Below are 15,913 nucleotides of genomic sequence, written 5' to 3' on the forward strand. Positions count from 1 at the left end.
TTTGTTTTAACGGAGAAACGTTTCGAGATGAATTTTTTTATGCCAAATGATGGTGATATCAGTTATAGTTTGACTAATAAAGTTAAAGTGGGCGTGGATTTTCTGGGTCATGGAAATAGTTACAAACTTACCGCTGATACAATTCATTCCAATTATGTCGAAAATAATTTGATAGTTTTTCTTCTTTTATCAATAAGGCCTTTCCAATAATAAAGTTATTTTACTTCTTAAAAAGAACTATTAATTAAACCAGTTCAGAGTATATCCAATAGATCAAAAACTTCAATTACAGATTCTAATGTTAAAATTTGGGGATGACCAGACTCGATTATTCGAGGAAAAATCAAACACTATCCTTATAAAGATGGACGTCATTTATCGCTTTTACTGCCGCACAATTAAAAAACAAACTATTTTTAAATACTTTTTCGGTATTTTATTAATATTAAAAGTTAATAGAATAACTGCGGCATCAAATTCGCTTTATTTTCCATTTTAACGCAAAGTTTGAACATTTACAATAAAGACACAAATAGCGCTATTTCTCTCACTTATATTAGTTTTTAGAACATTTATTACTTCTAATTATAAAAACAACATATTAATTGTCTTCTCTATTAATTAATATCTATCGTATATCTTGTTTGAATTGATGTTATTTATATCATTTAATATCGGAACCTATTAATTACTATTTTGAAGTTAATGAAGTAAATTAACGCCATAATCACAACCCATGAAAAACACACTCTTCAAATTTTAAAATGGAATTTGAGGGAGAGAATTTAATAATTAAAAAAAGACGATGTTGATTATATTGCGCAAACAGTACAAACAGAAACAGAATATAAAAAAGCACTTCGTATATTCCAGCACGATATCATCCTTTTCAATTATACTTTTTCGGCTTTTGATGGTCTTACTTCTTTAAAAAATAAGAGAGAATATAGTACCGAAAATGCCTTTTATTTTTGTTTGCGAATTCGTTAAAGAAGAAAATGCCGATGTCCTTATCAAAAAAGAATTGACAGATTTTGGGCTTAAAATGAGATTATACACTTAATCAATAAAATAAACCTTGCATGTTAAGAGCAATTTTCCATTCTTTAAACTGCTATCAAAGGCGTTTATTTTTGAAAATTCAGTTTTTTTTATTTCCTTTTCTTTATTTGCTTAAATCATTTACATTTTCTTTATAAATTCAGAAATAGTTATGAATTCATGTTAATAAAATTCACGAGACTGTGAATTTTGTAACTAATAAAAATAATTGTGTACAGAATAGATTTTACTAATTTTTAAATTTGCTCGTGAAATAATATCATAATTATTTTCTGAAATCAAAAGTTATGAAAACCACAAAAGACGAATCTGCAAAAGCCATTAAACCACCGAACAATACGACAGGAAAAACAGCCAAGGAATCAACTCCTACCTTAAAAGAGGGAGTGGTAAAAGCAAAACCTGAGGCAGCGAAAGACTTGAGATATTTTTTCGAAGACGGATTAAAAGATATTTATTGGGCAGAAAAAGCATTGACAAAAGTATTGGCTAAAATGGCCAAAAATGCTACATCTATTCAATTGATTAAGGTGTTTGAAGAACATTTGAAAGAAACCGAAGAACATGTTACACGTTTGAAGCAAATTTTTGAATCATTAGGTCTTAAAGCAGTTGCCAAGAAATGTGATGCAATGGCAGGACTGTTGGATGAGGCCAATCGAATAATGGAGGAAACTGAAGTTGGCAATGTTCGCGATGCAGCGATGATTGATGCAGCCCAGAAAGTGGAACATTATAAAATCGCTGCTTATGGGACTTTGCGTGTTTATGCAGTTACTCTTGGTAAAACAAAAGCTGCCTTGCTTCTTGCAAAAACACTCGAAGAAGAGAAAAACGCTGACGTAAAATTAACAGAAATTACTGTATCACATATCAATGTTGATGCTGCGAACGAAGGTGATAAATAAATAAAAAATTATACGGATTCTATCGTGATGTAATGCGCCAGAATCAAAGATTTGGGCGCTTGTTTTTTTATTTTTCTGAAATCTTATCTTATTCACTGCAGTCAAAATGTTTGGAGAAAACTTCTTTGTTAAGTGTATCTGACAACAATTCAGCATTCCTTTTCATAAATATAATTCTTATTTTTATGTTCGCTAAAAATATACATATCGGTTGTTCTTCCTTTTACAGCGCCAAATGGAAGAATGTTTTTTATCCTGAAAATATTCTATCAGCCAAATGGTTTGAATTTTATTGCATGCATTTTAACACTTTTAAAATAAATGCTACATTTTATAAATTCTCCATATTGCGAATCCTTGAAAATTGGTATAAAAAAGCCCCTGATGGTTTTATCGATTCCGTTAAAGCACCAAAACTGATAACGCATATTAAAAAGTTCGTGGACTGCAAACCTGAAATAGATGAATTCATTTCGCTTTGCAGACAAGGACTGAACGATAATCTGGGTTGCATCTTATTGCAGTTCCCTCCGAGTTTCCTTTACAGCGCTGAAAAGCTTGATCTTATAATAGAAGCTGTAAGGCTTCACGGAATTCCGAAAATGTTTTATTCTGAAGACAGCCACACTGATCTGATAAAGCTTCATGAGGTTATTATTAACTAAAACTTATTCGAACAAGTCTTTATATATCAATAATACCGCAAGTAATGCGGGGTTTTAAATGCACAGGAACTAAACGCACTTTTTAAATCTTAATTCTCAATTTATTCACTTTGTACCAAGTTGCTCGTGTATGGAATTCAATTCTTTTTTAAGGGTATATAAAGTAGATAATTTTAGTGCCGATGGATTTAAATAATAATATAATACGTTTTAAAAAATAGTAAAAGACAATGAAAATAATAGAGATTAAGGTGATGCGTGGAGCCAATTACTGGTCTGGAAACAGGAAAAAACTTATTGTTATGAAACTTGACATTGGAGAGTGGGAGCAACGGCCTACAAACACGATTGGAGGTTTTGGCGAAGTATTGGAACAACTGTTGCCGTTTTTAAAAAGTCGCAAATGTTCAGAAGGAATTGAAAACAGTTTTTTAGAACGTGTAAAAACAGGAATATTAGTCGGACATGTCGTAGAACAAGTAGCGCTTGAATTACAAAGCCTCGCGGGAATGGAGTGTGGTTTCGGACAAACGCTCTCTACCAATGTAAAGGGCATTTATCATGTTGTATTCTCATATGGTACTGAAAGAGCTGGGAAATATGCTGCCAAAGCTGCGGTTGATCTAGTGGAAAACCTGTTAATTGGATTGGAGTATAATGTGGACGTTGCTGTTCAAGAATTGCAACTCTTGCACAATAGAGAAAAATTGGGTCCTAGTACGTTCGCCATTGTAAAAGAAGCGGAAAGCAGAAATATTCCTTACACCAGACTAAATGATGATTCTCTATTGATGTTGGGACAGGGATGCAATCAAAAAATTATCCGCGCATCCGTTGCATCAACTACAAGCAGCATAGCAGTTGATATGGCTTGTGATAAAGATGCAACCCGCAACTTATTGTCCCAGTCATACATTCCCGTACCTAAAGGTATGCTAATAGATAATATAACTGAACTGGAAGAAGTTGTAAAAAAAATTGGATTTTCGCTTGTGACCAAACCGGTAAATGGCAACCACGGCAGAGGAATTACCACACAAATAACAACTCTAGAAGAGGCACAAAAAGGTTTTTATGATGCCCAAAAAATTTCAGGAAATGTAATAGTGGAGCGTTTTATTCCAGGTAATGACTACCGTTTTCTGGTTATAAATTACAAACTGGCAGCGGTAGCAAAACGAACACCGGCTTTAGTGTTAGGCAATGGTATAGCAACTATTGAAGAACTGATTACTGAAACTAACAGTGATCCAAACAGAGGTGAAGGTCACCTAAAAGCACTCACTAAAATAAAAATTGATGTGGCAACACAAGCCATTTTAGCGGCAAAAGGACTTAGACTGGATTCGGTTTTATCAATTGGAGAAATTTTATTTTTAAAAGATACTGCCAACTTAAGCTCGGGCGGAACAGCAACGGATATAACGGATTTGGTGCATCCACAGAATGTTTTTATGGCAGAACGTATTGCACGTCTGATGAATTTGGACATTTGTGGTATTGATATAATGGCAGAAAATGTTGCTATTCCGATAACCGAAAAAAACGGAGCTGTGATTGAAGTAAATGCAGGTCCTGGTTTGAGAATGCACCTTTCTCCCACCAAAGGAATGGCAAGAAATGTGGCTGAGCCTTTAGTCAATATGCTTTTCCCTAATAATGCCAACGGACGTATTCCGGTTGTTGCTGTTTCAGGTACCAATGGAAAAACTACGGTTACACGATTGATTGCCCATCTGGCGCAAGCGGCAGGACATCATACAGGATATACGACAACGGATGGAATTTATATCGATGGAAATGCAATTCGTTTAGGAGATTGTAGCGGACCCGGCGGTTCAGCTACCGTGCTTCGTGACCCACTTGTTGATTTTGCAGTGCTCGAATGTGCCAGAGGCGGAATACTTCGAGCCGGCCTTGGATTTGATAAATGCAACATAAGTGTGGTAACCAACGTTACTGAGGATCATTTGGGATTAAATGACATTGACACCATTGATCAATTGGCTCGGGTTAAAGCAGTGGTGGCGCAAAGTACCTTTGATAACGGAACTGCAATTCTGAATGGGGATGACGATTTGGTTTATCAAATGAAAAATACCCTCACTTGCACCATTGCATTATTCAGCATGGATGCCAATAATGAACGGATAAAAAAACATTGCAGTGACGGCGGATTAGCGGCTTTTATTGAAGATAATTATTTTGTCATAAGCAAAGGCGAATCGAAAATAAAAATAGCAGCAGTTGATCAAGTGCCCCTTACCTTTTCAGGTACCTGCGAGTTTATGATTAAAAATGTTTTGCCCGCTTTATTAGCGGCTTCAATAAGTAATTTTCCTATCGAAACAATTAAGGCTGCGCTTAATTCTTTTATCCCTTCACCAGCATTGACGCCTGGCAGAATGAATGTTTTCGAGTTTAAGAATTTCCGATTAATGATTGATTATGTTCATAATACGGACGGATACATTCAGATGCAAAAATTTATGGAGCGAGTTGAAGCAACAAAAAAGACAGGAATAATTTCAGCCACCGGAGACCGTCGTGTCGAAGATATAAAAAAAATTGGCAGGTATTCTGCTCAAATGTTTGATGAAATAATAATAAGACACGGAGACAACAGAGGACGAACGACAGAAGAACTAAGCACGATGCTTTCTGATGGTATTCGGGAAATTGACAGCAACATTAAGATAAGTATCATTTCAAATGAAATAGAATCCGTACAATATGCCATCGATCATGCGCAAAGCGGTGAATTTATTTTTGTGTGTGTTGATGACATTCAAAATACGCTTGCCTATGTGCAACAACAAATAGAAAAAGAAAATGCAACGGTTAATTTAGTTCCGCAGTCCTGATAGAAATAGTTTAGTTTCACATGCTAGCGGAAGCAACTGGAAGTACAAATAAAATAGAAACAGCTATTTCACTGCTGTACCAATTGTGATGCTTTACACCACTAAATTTGTGTTGTGGTTCTGTTTTAAAGAAGAGCACTTCAAATGTTTATCAAAAACGAAAAGACCATATTTAACAATTTTTAAATAATATCAACTCTATAAAATGAAAAAAAAATTAATACCATTGTTATTTTTATTACTGCCTTTTTTATGCAGTGCGCAAGAATACATTGATCTGTTTTCCATCAATTATGGGAAATCGCAAAAAACAACTTTCGAAAATTCATCCATTAAAACCGACATAACTACGTTTCAAACGAATCTTATTTTACCAATTGTTTTAAATGAAAAATATATTGCTGTTACTGGTGTGAATTTCAGCAGCTACAAATTACAATTGTTTCCTAATTCTGAAAAAAATCATTTACACTCAACAAATTTAAGAGCGGGTTTGACTGTAAAACATTCCGAACACTGGAGCGGAATATACCTTTTTCTGCCAAAAGTGGCATCTGATTATATCAATCTCAGCAGTGAAGATATTTATCTGGGCGGATTGGCTTTATTAAAATATAAAAGAAACGAAAGTTTTGGTTATGGTTTGGGGGTTTACGGCAGCAGTGAAGCTTACGGTATGTCCGTAGTTCCCATTGTTACTTTCTATTACCATAGTTTGAATAAACGTTTTGAAATAAATGCCTTTATGCCAAATGACGCTGACATCAATTATAGTTTGACTGATAAAACTAAAGTAGGCGTGGACTTTCTGGGTCATGGAAACAGTTACAAACTGACTACTGATAACGTTCGTTCGAATTATGTCGAAAATAATTCGATAGATTTTTCCACTTACGTACAAAGAAGCGTTCTGGACAAAAAAATTCTTTTACGTCTAAAAATGGGCTATTCTTTAAACCAGTTTAGAGTGTATCCAATAGATCAAAAACTTGATTTACAAATTCTAGCGTTAAAATTTGGGGATAACCGAACCCTAGTATTAGAAAACAAATCAAATACACTCCTTTTGAAGTTGGAAGCTATTTATCGCTTTGATTTGAGTAACGTTAAAAAATAAGTCGAATCACGAAAATGTGTTTACGGTGCGCAGTTGAATTTATTATTAAAAGATAACTAATCTACCCGTTAAGTATATTTCAATTTGTTTAATTTTTTAACCACATACAAACATAAATTTTAAAATTTGGAAGGCGTTTTACTTTTTTTAAAAAAACCATAGCTGTGTGAATGCGAGAATTGTGCTATCTAACCCTTTTTTTCTATGTTTTTATGTGGTTCAATTTTTTATTGAAGATTAATTGAAATTTGTATTACTTACTCCCAACGGGTTAAAGTTGTGATTTTGTCATTCCTAACGAGTAGGAATCAAATAATAGATTCACAAAGTGAGATTTCTCGTTGATCGAAATGACAAAATCAATCAATACTAAAGATACAATTTGTAACTTATAATACTTAAATCTATTTAGAGCTAACGAGTTATAAAACGATATTTTACACACCAAAAAAAACTTTAATTATATCCAGTGGGTTACGGAGCAATAAAATTCATCACTGATTTATTTACCGCGATGCGTATTTTGATGTATTATTCAGTCTCTGCTTTTTCCGAAATATCCTTCTTATCGGAAGGTTTATTGAGGGGTAAGGTAAAATAAAAAGTAGATCCTTTACCTTCTTCACTTTCAACCCATATTTTTCCGTTATTTTTTTCTAAAAATCCTTTCACAAGCAATAGACCAATACCCGCTCCTTTATTTTCTTCTACCGCTTTTGAAAGTGCTTTAACCTGAGGAGTAAAAAGTTTATCCATTATTTCTTTTGACATACCCTTTCCTGAATCTTTTATTGCTACAATCATCATGTCGTCACTTTGCTTTGCTGACAAGGTAATTTGGCCACCTTTATGCGAATGTTTAATCGCATTCGAAACTATATTTTGAAGAATAGAAAGCAACATTTTCTCATCGGCAAAAACGCTACAATTTTCTTCTATTTCATTGTGAAGATTTATGGTATTGATGGATGCGGTTTCTTTTAAAGACTCAAAAACTTTTTTTACATAATGAGTAAGTTCAATTTTTGACGGTACAAACGCTTCGGCAGCATACTTTATCCTTGTCCATTCTACCAGATAATCCAGCATGTTCAATTCGTTTACCGCCGCAATATGAAATTCTTTCAACAAATCTTTGGCTAAAATAGGATCAATTTTATCGAAATTTGTCTCCAAATATTGAGCACCTTGAATAATTCCTGCAAGTGGGCTTCTTAAATCGTGAGACAAAATCGCAAGTACACTTTCCTTGTGGGCATTAAGATCTTCCAGCTCTTTTGCATATTTTTTAATTGAGTCTTCGGACTCTTTTTTGGCAGTGATGTCGCGCAATATTTTTACAAATCCTATGACTGCATCATCTTCGTCTTTCAATGGGAATACCAATCCATCTGCAAAAAACGTTTTTCCGTCCTTGCATAAGTGCCATCTTACATCTACAGATCGTCCTTCTTTTAGAGCAATATCAATTTCCCTTTGCGGAATTCCAGCTTTTTTATCTTCTTTCGTAAAAATAGTTTCAAATGGTTTACCCATGATTTCATCTGTTTCATATTGAAATATATGTGTTGCCCCGGAATTCCAACTGTTAATATTTAAATCTGTATCAACCGTAAAAATGGAATAGTCCAGTAAACTATCAATTATTTGGCTATAAAATTCTGCTGTAGGAACGTATTGTTCCTTAAGACCTTTCGTAGTTTTTGCTGTAGACATTTTTTTTGGATTTAAAAATACTGTATGAAGAATCAAGGCGCAAATATCTTTTTTTCACCATAAAATGTGTTATATAATTATTTTTATTTGTTGCAAAATTTAATGATAAGTTTTAGAATATTTACATAAAAGCGTAATTGCTAACGGACCAGCTCCAACTTTTTTTTTCATGGATAGATTTTTGCCAATCCGAAAGAGCAACTTTTGTTTTTAATAAAAACTACTTTATATCATCCTTTTATTAGTATCCAAATCAATGATGCGAGAGACGCTAATCCAGGCTAGAAATGGATGGGAACTGACTAAATGTTCTGTGATAAAAAAGAAAATTTTCTTTTACTCAACGAATATTGTAGAATTTCTAATGCTAATCAACTAAAAAATATTTCTAATTTACAAGGCGATTTTTTAATTGAAATTTGATATTAATCTAGTAAATAGGTACTTAGAAGTAAGCAAAATATATTTTTCGCTTTAAAATTTCATTTTACCATTTTGAAAAACATTCTCATTATTGACGACGCAAAAAAACTTCGCGGACATCTCGCTAAAATTGTAAAATCTGAAGAATTTGAAGTTTTGAAGCATCGAATTTAAAAGGCTCACTTAAAAAAAATGGGGAGAAGTCTTAAATTTGGATAAAAAAATAAATGGATTTTTCAATATTTCCTTTTTTTCTACTTGAAGGATTATTATCTTATTTTGACATTGTTGATTTCAATGAATTGGGGGATTGATTATTCCATTTATCGGAATCAAATTAATCAATTTGGTCGTAGCATTATTCATGTAAAACCATACCTAATCGATTTTTAAAATGGGTTAGGTTTAAAAAAATAAAGAAATGAAAAATATATTTTCAATACTTAAATTCACACTATTTATGGTGGTGTTGTTAGCTGTCATTTACCCAATGGCGATTTTCGGAATAGCACAGCTTGTTCCAAACAACGGAAAAGGAGAAACGGTTACTGTAAACGGAAAAGTAGTGGGTTACCAAAAAATTGGATAGAAATTCGATAAATCAAACTACTTTTGGGGAAGGCCTTTTGCTGTGGATTACAACGCTGCAGGAAGTGCGGGAAGCAACAAAGGACCTAATAATGCGGAATATTTGGCTTTAGTTCAAAAAAGAATTGATACTTTTTTAATGGTTCATCCATATCTGAAAAAAGGAGAAATTCCATCGGATATGGTGACGGCTTCGGGAAGTGGCTTAGATCCAAATATTTCACCGCAAGGAGCGTTGATTCAGGTGAAACGAGTGGCAGCAGCAAGAAACTTGCCGGAAGAAAAAGTAAAAGCTTTGGTGGAAACCAAAATCAATAATCCTGCAATAATAGGGACATCAACTGTAAATGTTTTAAAGTTGAATGTCGCTTTGGATGAGTTAAAATAAAAATAATAATTAACATTTTAAGCCTTTCAGGGTTAAAAACCCTGAAAGGCTTGTAATAATCGGCAAAAATGAAAATAATAATAATTACAGCATTACTAGCTTTTGCAGGTACAACAATTAATGCTCAGGAAGTGGAGAAAGAAAAAAGTCCTTTTACGTTTTCGGGTTATATAGAAACGTATTACAGTTATGATTTTGGCAAACCCGACAATCATGTAAGGCCAGGATTTATTTACAGTCATAACAAACATAATGAAGTCAATTTGAATTTAGGATTGGCAAAAGTGAATTATGCCAAGGACAATATTCGTGGGAATTTTGCACTCATGGCCGGAACGTATGCCCAATACAATCTGGCTGCCGAACCGGATTTGTTGCAAAATGTGTATGAAGGCAATATTGGAGTGAAAATATCGACAACTCATAATCTTTGGGTTGATGCGGGAATTATGCCTTCGCACATTGGGTTTGAAAGCGCAATTGGTAAAGATTGTATGGCTTTGACCAGAAGTATTTTGGCTGATAATTCACCGTATTATGAAACGGGAGTAAAAATTGGGTATACTTCAAAAAGTGAGAAATGGTATTTGTCAGCGATGTATCTGAACGGATGGCAACGCATCCAGAAAATTGAAGGCAATCAAACCCCCGCTTTTGGGACGCAAGTGACTTTCAAACCTTCCTCTTCAGTGGCTTTGAACTGGAGTACTTATGTGGGGAATGAACAACCGGATACGGAAAAAAAATGGCGTTATTTCAATAATTTTTACGCATTGCTAAAAGTGTCTGAAAAAGTAAATATTCATACCGGTTTTGATATCGGAGCGCAACAAACTGCAGTCAAAAGTGATCAATATTATGTTTGGTTTTCACCTGTTTTAATTGCACAATACAAACCTACCGCTAAAATTCAATTGGCAGCAAGAGGCGAATATTATGCAGATGAAAAAGGGGTAATCATCGCCACAAGAACACCAAACGGATTTAAAACCTATGGTTTCTCGGCTAACTTTGATTATTTACCGGCTGATAATATCATGTTTAGATTAGAGGCGAGAACATTAAATAGCGAAGACGATATTTTTCTGACAGACAATTTGCCAAACAATCAAAATGTGTTTTTAACTACAGCATTGGCAATTTCATTTTAATTATTTCCTAAAATATATAATCCTACATCTAAATTGGACAATGAAAAAGAAAATAATGTTAAACACTTTCTTGATTTAATTCAGAAGTCACGAAAAGGAAAGTTTAAAATTTACATTGGTATGTTTTGTATGTAGAAACACCAAAAGAAAGCAGCGACAAAATTGCACTCGACAAACAACGACATCTGATAAATAATTTCAAATTAACTACACAGCTGGGTGCTGAAGTGATTAGAATGGAAAGCAAACATATTACGAATGCTATTTTAGAGGTCGTCGCCCAAAAGCAAATTACCACCGTTTGTATCGGGAAACCGCATTTGAGTTTATTTAAAGTAATTTTATCGACAACTGTTTTTAATAAATTGCTTAACAGCTTGTCGTCATCCAATATTGATCTTGTAATACTATCTTAAAATGAAAATTAAAACAAAATTAAACCTAGGCGTTGGCTTGCTTTTTCTAATAATAATAATTCTTTCATTAGTTGCTTCTTTTTATGTTTTTTCTATAAAAAAAGATTCCGAAAATATTCTGAAGGCCAATTACAACACATTAGAATATTCTCAAAATATGTTGCTTTCTTTGGATGAAATGAATGCTGACAAAGAAAAAGCAATTGTAGTGTTTGAAACAAATCTCATAAAACAAATTGCCAATATCACTGAAGCTGGCGAGGATAACGCAACTTATAATTTGAAGAAAGTTTTTAATTTTTTGAAAAAAAACAAGACAGACGAAACCCTAAAAAGTCAAATTCGTCAGGACATTTTCGAGATTATGAAACTGAATATGAATGCGATTAACCAAAAAAATCGATATTGCCGAACACACGGCATAGACGGCTAATTTTTAGATCGCTATTACCGGAACACTTTGTTTTCTGATTGCTTTTAATCTTCTGGTGAATTTGCCCAACAATTTTGCCAACCCGATAAAAGAGCTTACGGCCAGTATCAAGGAAATAGCCAATAAAAACTATTCGCAACGCGTGCACTTTATGAATCACAATGAGTTTGGAGATCTGGCCAAATCGTTCAACACCATGGCAGAAAAACTGCAGGAATATAACAATAGTAATTTGTACAAACTGTCATTTGAAAAGAAAAGACTAGAAACCTTAATCAACAATATGCACGACCCAATTGTCGGGTTAGATAATCAGGGTTTAATTTTATTTGCCAATGATGAAGCTTTGAAAATAATTGGATTAAAAACGGAGGAAGTGATTGGAAAACTTACAGCAACACTCGCTCTGACAAATGATTTGATGAAATCGTTAATCGTCAGCGATTTTCAAAACGAAAGTAGAAAAGCACTTCCAATGAAAATTTTTGCAGATGGAAAAGAAAGTTATTTCGAGAAAGAGATCGTAAATATTACTATTAAACCAACAGGAGAAGATCAAACTATTGATATTGGCAATGTTATTATTTTGAGAAATATTACTGTTATTTTAGGATTGGACGATGCAAATCCTGTAACAAGCATTTTACCCATAGAATGTAATAAAAGAATAATTTTATTGATTTTCAGACTGTCGAGAATTGATTTAATATTAAGAGACATTTGCTAAAAGCTGAGCCGGTAGTTGACAGGTTTGGTGGATTTTCCAAAGCCAATTTTGTCAGGAGCAAGTACATGAAAGCCTTCTTTACTTAGCACTTTTATAATCTGCTCCCAATACACCCCACCGAAATTTTTATTGTGAAGGGGCAATATGACTTTTCCTTTAGGATTTGGCGGCAATACTTTTACATAAGCCATCTTCAGGTCTTGTTCCTGCGATATTAACGGGCGGAATTTTATCTAAAATGAATTGTAGAGTACTCAATTATTTCTGTCGCATTTCTTCAAAGAAAGGCGTTCTTTTTTCTTCCACACATTTAACGGCATATAAATACATTGCGGCACTCCAAGTTTGCCAATTTTGACCTTTAGGCTCCCCGTTTTGTGCTTTTATCCACTCATTAAATCCAAATTCCCTATTTTCGGCAGTTATATATTTATTAGATTTATCATTATTTTTAGCTGCTGATTCTGTCAAAAGATTCGTTTTTTTCATGCATTCAGTTAATACTATTAATTTCTGTTCTGCTAATGCAAATCTATTTGCTGCAACTAAGGCGGCAATATAAAAACCGCATATAAATGGCCAAATTCCGCCATTATGGTAATTGCCAGGGGTATTGAATTCGGAATATCTATCGTGCCAATCAGGATCGCCCGGATTGGTAAAAGGGAAAAAATTAGGAGGTAAATCAACTGCCAATAATCCTTTATTTTTCATTGCATCGCATTCGGTTTCTATCCAGGAAACAATTTCATTAGCCCTATTGCGTGAAGCTATTCCCGATAAAATAGCAAGGCAATTTCCTAATAAATCGAAGCGCTCACTGCTATAAACTTTATACGACCAAAAGGCATAATAAGGTTTATCTTTTAATACTAAACCCTCGTGTACATGACCGTGAATTACACCTCCCGTAATGGTAAATTGACTCATTTCGTGTCGTATTTCATCGGCTCTTTGAGATTGATTTAAAATTTTCAGATAACTGTAAACCAACGTGTTAACAAACAATCCATAGCCCAGTACCCATTGTTCATCACGCCAGTCGCTGGTAGGTTGTTGTGCAACTAAAGACATGTCGGATGGACTTTGATATTCCATCCAAACTAATGCTTTTTGTACGGCCTCTTTTAAAAAATTGGGTTCATCGATTACTTTTCTGTAAATACCCACTCCTAACAAAAATAAAGGCGTTGTATCGCTTGCTCCTCTATCATCACCATCATGAACCAATGATGAAATATGTCCTCTTTCGGTTTGGTTTTTTGCCAGAGTTTCCAAAACCTTCCTAATGCTTTCTAGTAGTTTTTCATTTCCAGAAACGGCAATTCCGAGAATTGAAATCAATAAATCTCTAGTATACGGTTCCGGATAACCCCAGCCCGCAGTTCGGGGAAGTCCGTGAAATGAACCATGCATATTATGTAAAAGCACTTCGATAGCTGCCTTTTTGGCAGCATTTATTACTGTAGTTTTTTGAGAATTTATCATTTATTTTATACCTAATTTATTATTCATTATATCTATAAATTTTTGGGCAACAATTTTATAATCAAAATTTTCGACTACTCGTTTTCTGCCTGCTTCACCCATTTTTTGTCTTAATTCTGCATCATTCATCAGCTTCAATAATCCAGCGGCGATATCTTGAACATTTGCGCGATAATCGACGGTTCGAGCTTCTTTAAATTTAACTTTGTAATTATTTTCAAATCCTGATTCGTGGCCGAGCGTAACTTCATTAACCACAATTTTTTGTGCAACATTGGCTAAAAATGCGGTTTCGCCATCAACCAATGTGTCCAGCATTCCCATGGCTTTTATACCAATTACAGGCTTTTCGCACGCACACGCTTCTACTTGTGACATTCCAAATCCTTCTAGACGAGATGGAGCAGCATAAATATCACAAGCAGCAATGAAGTAAGGCATGAAATTTCTAGAAATAGTATTTGTTTCATAAATTACGTTTTTTTCGATGCCCAAATCGGATGCTATTTGTAGATCCAGAGAATTTTGAGATGTTGTTCGTTGTTGAGGCCAGACTTTGCAAACATATTTCCAATCTGGTACTTTAGTCTTAATAATTGCCAAGGCTTGCATGACTTCTTGAGCACCTTTGGATGCTGCATCTCCACCAACGGTTAAAATCATCAATTGGTCAGGAGAAATACCTAAAAATTCACGAACAGCCAGTATTTTAGGATTGTTTTTATCGTAAGGTTTGAAAGAATTGGTATCGCAACCCACAGGTAAAACTTCAATTTTATCTCCATTAATTCCGTCTCTGACATACATTTCTTTTACCCAATGTGAAGTGACCAATATCAAAGGAAGCTCATTTAAGACTTCCTGATAATTGGCAATATAGCCATCTGCAACCAACCAGGGAACGGGCTGAACACTAAACTGCTGCGGATGTAAAATTAACTGTGGCGTATGCCCCCAATAGCCAATACCGACTACTACATCGGGTCGAAACCAGCGATAATACCACTCTTTTTCTTGTGTTGATCCAAAATGAGCTGCTTTGGCATCAACTCCTAATTCGAGCAAGCCTTTGTATAAAAGATCGCCTTGAGTTGCCAATCCGCCGGGTGATGGTGGATAATCATAAAGTACCAATACTTTCATAAATATAATTTTAATATTATTTATTCAAAAACATATTTGCCTCATTTGGGTTATTGAAAACCCAAAATGCCTCCGTTTTTGGTGTTGTTTTTGCTTCCCAACTGTTTTTCTCGAAGCCATAGGTTTCGGTTATTAAATTGTATTTTTTATTCCAAATCTCTTTTTTGAGCGTTTCTAGATAGGGAGTATTTTCAATTGCTTTTGGAAAATAATTTTTATTTCCATCCTCATAAGCGAAAGCCCAAAGTTTATTTGTGGCAATTTTACCTTTATTCCATAGCGTAATTACAGCTCTACCTGCTTCTTCGTGTCTTAAGTGTTTGGTATATTCTCCAAAAGGACTATGAGTAATGATTAAATCAAAATGTTTATTGGGTAATAAATCCAATATTTTTTGCTCCACTTGTATAGCATTTAAAGGTTTTTGTTCAGGTTCGTCATCGAGATTGCCCATTATCCCTTGTGCATTAAGAATTTTTATAACCTTATAAAATTTTGCGGAACGGTCTTCGTCATTTTTTCGGCAAAGACTAGTAATGAAATATTGCCACTGGGGATTATTCAGTATAATTCCACCGGCCCAAAGGATTTCGTCATCAGGATGTGCGACTATTATGGCTACTGTTCTAGATGCTTTACTTTTCATTTTCAAAATTGTTTGTGGCAACCTGAATAATTATACGGAGTAATGCGAAGCAAGAATTTAATTAGTAGGGCATTAAAGGCAGATGCGATTTTGCCACACAAAGGCACGAATTAAATTTTTCCAGAAATCAAATGGATTATGTAATATTTAAATGTCACTGCTCCGCGAATTCGAATCT

At 34.3% G+C, this 15,913-nt stretch carries 13 protein-coding genes and 2 pseudogenes; 10 read left to right on the forward strand and 5 right to left on the reverse strand.

Annotation, left to right across the window (positions count from 1 at the left end; genetic code table 11):
* The first annotated feature begins 27 nt into the window (after window positions 1–27).
* The 5 genes from BMZ76_RS10080 (at window position 28) to BMZ76_RS10100 (ending at window position 6,616) form a co-directional block, all read left to right on the forward strand.
* Window positions 28–210, forward strand: a complete 183-nt coding sequence (locus tag BMZ76_RS10080; protein ID WP_091205640.1) for a hypothetical protein — start codon at window positions 28–30, stop codon at window positions 208–210.
* Between the two features lie 1,139 nt (window positions 211–1,349).
* Window positions 1,350–1,970, forward strand: a complete 621-nt coding sequence (locus BMZ76_RS10085) for a YciE/YciF ferroxidase family protein (RefSeq protein WP_091205643.1) — start codon at window positions 1,350–1,352, stop codon at window positions 1,968–1,970.
* Between the two features lie 185 nt (window positions 1,971–2,155).
* Window positions 2,156–2,635 (forward strand): DUF72 domain-containing protein, encoded by a 480-nt coding sequence (locus BMZ76_RS10090; protein ID WP_091205645.1) that lies wholly within the window; start codon window positions 2,156–2,158, stop codon window positions 2,633–2,635.
* A 230-nt stretch (window positions 2,636–2,865) separates the two neighbouring features.
* Window positions 2,866–5,499 carry a cyanophycin synthetase gene (cphA, locus tag BMZ76_RS10095; protein WP_091205647.1) on the forward strand — a complete coding sequence of 878 codons (2,634 nt, stop codon included), beginning with the start codon at window positions 2,866–2,868 and terminating at the stop codon, window positions 5,497–5,499.
* Window positions 5,500–5,704: 205 nt separating this feature from the next.
* Window positions 5,705–6,616, forward strand: a complete 912-nt coding sequence (locus BMZ76_RS10100) for a DUF6268 family outer membrane beta-barrel protein (protein WP_091205650.1) — start codon at window positions 5,705–5,707, stop codon at window positions 6,614–6,616.
* A 531-nt stretch (window positions 6,617–7,147) separates the two neighbouring features.
* Here the strand turns inward: BMZ76_RS10100 and BMZ76_RS10105 are convergent.
* Window positions 7,148–8,332, reverse strand: coding sequence for a PAS domain-containing sensor histidine kinase (locus tag BMZ76_RS10105; protein ID WP_143071079.1), 1,185 nt, complete (start codon window positions 8,330–8,332; stop codon window positions 7,148–7,150).
* An 844-nt stretch (window positions 8,333–9,176) separates the two neighbouring features.
* On the opposite strand from BMZ76_RS10105, the pseudogene BMZ76_RS10110 reads away from it, so the two are divergent.
* From BMZ76_RS10110 to BMZ76_RS16170, 5 genes and pseudogenes are all read left to right on the forward strand, one after another.
* A pseudogene (locus BMZ76_RS10110) lies at window positions 9,177–9,731 on the forward strand (K(+)-transporting ATPase subunit C).
* A 68-nt stretch (window positions 9,732–9,799) separates the two neighbouring features.
* The gene (locus BMZ76_RS10115; RefSeq protein ID WP_091205655.1) at window positions 9,800–10,882 is read left to right on the forward strand and encodes a porin; all 1,083 of its coding nucleotides are present in this window, start codon (window positions 9,800–9,802) and stop codon (window positions 10,880–10,882) included.
* Between the two features lie 107 nt (window positions 10,883–10,989).
* Window positions 10,990–11,298, forward strand: a pseudogene (locus BMZ76_RS10120) (sensor protein KdpD); the annotation flags it as partial.
* 1 nt (window position 11,299) lies between these two features.
* Entirely contained in the window at window positions 11,300–11,731 is a 432-nt protein-coding gene (locus BMZ76_RS16165) for a hypothetical protein (protein WP_244281785.1), read from the forward strand.
* A gap of 61 nt (window positions 11,732–11,792) precedes the next feature.
* Entirely contained in the window at window positions 11,793–12,458 is a 666-nt protein-coding gene (locus BMZ76_RS16170) for a PAS domain-containing protein (RefSeq protein WP_244281786.1), read from the forward strand.
* Here BMZ76_RS16170 and BMZ76_RS10130 read toward each other — a convergent pair.
* The 4 genes from BMZ76_RS10130 to BMZ76_RS10145 all read right to left on the reverse strand — a co-directional run bounded on the left by BMZ76_RS10130 (window position 12,455) and on the right by BMZ76_RS10145 (window position 15,735).
* Window positions 12,455–12,649 (reverse strand): hypothetical protein, encoded by a 195-nt coding sequence (locus tag BMZ76_RS10130; RefSeq protein ID WP_091205658.1) that lies wholly within the window; start codon window positions 12,647–12,649, stop codon window positions 12,455–12,457. The genes BMZ76_RS16170 and BMZ76_RS10130 overlap by 4 nt on opposite strands.
* A 67-nt stretch (window positions 12,650–12,716) precedes the next feature.
* A complete protein-coding gene (locus tag BMZ76_RS10135) occupies window positions 12,717–13,946 on the reverse strand; it encodes a glycoside hydrolase 100 family protein (protein WP_091205661.1) in 1,230 nt (409 codons plus the stop codon).
* Window positions 13,947–15,089, reverse strand: a complete 1,143-nt coding sequence (locus tag BMZ76_RS10140; RefSeq protein WP_091205664.1) for a glycosyltransferase family 4 protein — start codon at window positions 15,087–15,089, stop codon at window positions 13,947–13,949.
* 16 nt (window positions 15,090–15,105) lie between these two features.
* On the reverse strand, window positions 15,106–15,735 hold the full coding sequence (locus BMZ76_RS10145) for a PIG-L family deacetylase (protein ID WP_091205666.1): 630 nt from the start codon (window positions 15,733–15,735) through the stop codon (window positions 15,106–15,108).
* Window positions 15,736–15,913: the final 178 nt, after the last annotated feature.

It is taken from the genome of Flavobacterium xueshanense (assembly GCF_900112975.1).
Lineage (GTDB): Bacteria > Bacteroidota > Bacteroidia > Flavobacteriales > Flavobacteriaceae > Flavobacterium > Flavobacterium xueshanense.